Genomic DNA, 2,613 nt, shown 5'->3' with positions numbered 1-2,613 from the left:
GGAACCTACCGGCAAAAACACGGCAGCAGCCATCGCCTTGGCCGCACTGGATCTACAGATTCGTGCAGGCTCAGATGCGCTGATGCTCGTATTGCCAGCCGATCATCTAATTGCTGACGTTGGCGCATTCTCCGAGGCCGTTCAGGTGGCGAAAAACGTCGCTAATCATGACTGGTTGGTTACCTTTGGCATTGCGCCGCAATCACCGGAAACCGGCTTCGGCTATATCGAACGAGATGCAGAGCCACTCGCCCTTGAAGAAGGTGTCGCTTATCGCGTGCGCCAGTTCGTTGAAAAACCGGATCGTGAGACGGCTCAAGCGTATATCGACTCAGGTCGATACTCCTGGAATGGCGGTATGTTCTGCTTCAAGGTCAGCACGATCCTCGCCGAGTTCGAACGCCATGCGCCCGAGTTGCTCGCGGCTTGCCAAATCGCGGTTGAGCACGCCAATCAGATCCATGCGGCTGGCATGGACATGGTGGAATTCCAGCTGGAGGATTTTGAGCGCATGGCTGATATCTCCATCGATTACGCCATCATGGAGCGCTCCGAGCGTGTGGCCGTTGTCGCCGCCGATATGGGCTGGTCCGACATCGGTTCCTGGACCGCTTTTGCCGATGCGTCACCTTCCGATGCCGAGGGCAATGTGTTCGATGGCGAAGTCGTCGCCATCAATACGCATAACTGTCTCGTCCGTAGCCCATATCGCCTCGTGGCGACCGTAGGTATCGATAACCTGATTGTGGTCGATACGCCCGACGCGCTGCTGATCGCCCACAAGGATCAAGCGCAAGATGTGCGCGACGTGGTGGCCGAATTGAAACAGCGCGGCCATGAAAGCCATCTTCTGCATCAAACCGTGCATCGCCCCTGGGGAACCTACACGGTGCTGGAAGAGGGTGAGCGTTTCAAAATGAAGCGCATTGAAGTCAAACCCGGCGCCACACTTTCATTACAAATGCACCATCACCGCAGCGAACACTGGATCGTCGTCAACGGCATGGCGCGCGTCACCAATGGTGACAAGGTGTTTTTATTGAATACCAATGAATCCACCTTCATCCCCGCCGGGCACATGCACCGCCTGGAAAATCCCGGCGTGATTAACCTCGTCATGATCGAAGTGCAAAGCGGCGATTACTTGGGTGAGGACGATATCGTCCGCGCGGAAGACCATTATGGGCGTTGCTGATATGGACTTGAGTTGCTTTAAAGCCTACGACATTCGCGGCCAAGTGCCCGCGCAGCTGGATGCCGAACTCGCCTATCTCATCGGGCGGGCGTTTGTGGATGAAATCAATCCCGGTACCGTCGTCGTTGGATACGATGTGCGTCTCGAAAGCCCCATGCTGGCCGAAGCGCTGATGCGCGGCATCACCGAGGCGGGCGCTGATGTCATCGACATCGGCCTGTGCGGCACCGAAGAAGTCTATTTCCAGACCTTCCACCGCGAGGCGCAAGGCGTGGGCGGCGGCATCATGGTAACCGCCAGCCATAACCCCAAAGGCTACAACGGCATGAAGCTCGTGCGCCAGGGCGCGCGCCCGGTCAGCGGCGACACCGGCCTGTTCGCCATCCGCGACCGTGCTGCTTTACTACCCTCCCCCCTAGCGGGGGAGGGGCTGGGGGAGAGGGGAATTGGTTATCACGGCAAAATCACCACCGACACCAATAAAGCCGCCTACATCCAACACCTACTCGGCTACATCGACCACCGCGCCCTCAAGCCGCTCAAAATCGTCGCCGACCCCGGCAATGGCGGGGCAGGTCCCGTCATGCGGCTGTTGGAAAAGCATCTGCCGTTTGATATCCATTACATTCACGAACAGCCCGACGGCAATTTCCCAAACGGCGTACCCAACCCGCTCTTGCCCGAAATGCGAAATGCAACATCACAAGCTGTGATCGAGCAAGGCGCCGATCTCGGTATCGCTTGGGATGGCGACTTTGATCGCTGCTTTTTGTTCGATGCCCAAGGGCGATTCATCGAAGGCTATTATCTCGTCGGCTTGCTGGCCGAAACCCTGCTGGCCAAATATCCGGGTGGGAAAATCATTCACGACCCACGCCTGACCTGGAATACGATTGAGCAAGTCAAACAGGCGGGCGGCATCCCGATCCAGTCCAAAACCGGTCACGCCTTCATCAAGCAAATCATGCGTGAGCAAGATGCTATCTACGGCGGCGAGATGAGCGCGCATCACTACTTCCGTGATTTTGCCTACTGCGACTCAGGCATGATCCCCTGGCTACTCATCACCGAACTCATGAGCAAAACCGGCAAAACGCTCGCCGAATTGGTCGATGAACGTATGGCCGCCTATCCCTGCAGCGGTGAAATCAATTACCGAGTCGACAATGTGCATGCCACCATTGAACGTGTATTGGCGCACTTCTCCCCCATGAATCCCAAAATTGATCGTACCGATGGCGTAAGCGTGGAATTCGACGATTGGCGGTTTAATTTGCGCGGTTCCAACACAGAGCCATTGTTGCGGTTGAACATTGAGTCAAAACGCAACACAGATGCAGTGTTGAGCCACAAGCGACATATTGAATATTTGTTGCGTTCTGCCGATTAAGAGGCGGCAGTGTTAAATCGATTTCTCG

At 56.2% G+C, this 2,613-nt stretch carries 2 protein-coding genes; both read left to right on the top strand.

The genetic code is table 11. The features are described 5' to 3' along the window. Positions 1-1,195: mannose-1-phosphate guanylyltransferase/mannose-6-phosphate isomerase (locus PHD44_RS12650; RefSeq protein ID WP_300192250.1), on the top strand; the 1,195-nt coding region annotated here is incomplete at its 5' end. A 1-nt stretch (position 1,196) separates the two neighbouring features. After that, on the top strand, positions 1,197-2,585 hold the full coding sequence (locus PHD44_RS12645) for a phosphomannomutase (RefSeq protein WP_300192252.1): 1,389 nt from the start codon (positions 1,197-1,199) through the stop codon (positions 2,583-2,585). Positions 2,586-2,613 lie beyond the last annotated feature (28 nt).

It is taken from the genome of Halothiobacillus sp. (genome assembly GCF_028710545.1).
Lineage (GTDB): Bacteria > Pseudomonadota > Gammaproteobacteria > Halothiobacillales > Halothiobacillaceae > Halothiobacillus.
The sequence above is the reverse complement of the archived record's forward strand: the minus strand, read 5'-3'. Positions and strand labels throughout refer to the sequence as shown.

Bases quoted from the DNA above. Each gene is read 5' to 3' on its own strand.
- PHD44_RS12645 (WP_300192252.1), top strand. From the start codon at position 1,197: ATGGACTTGAGTTGCTTTAAAGCCTACGACATTCGCGGCCAAGTGCCC.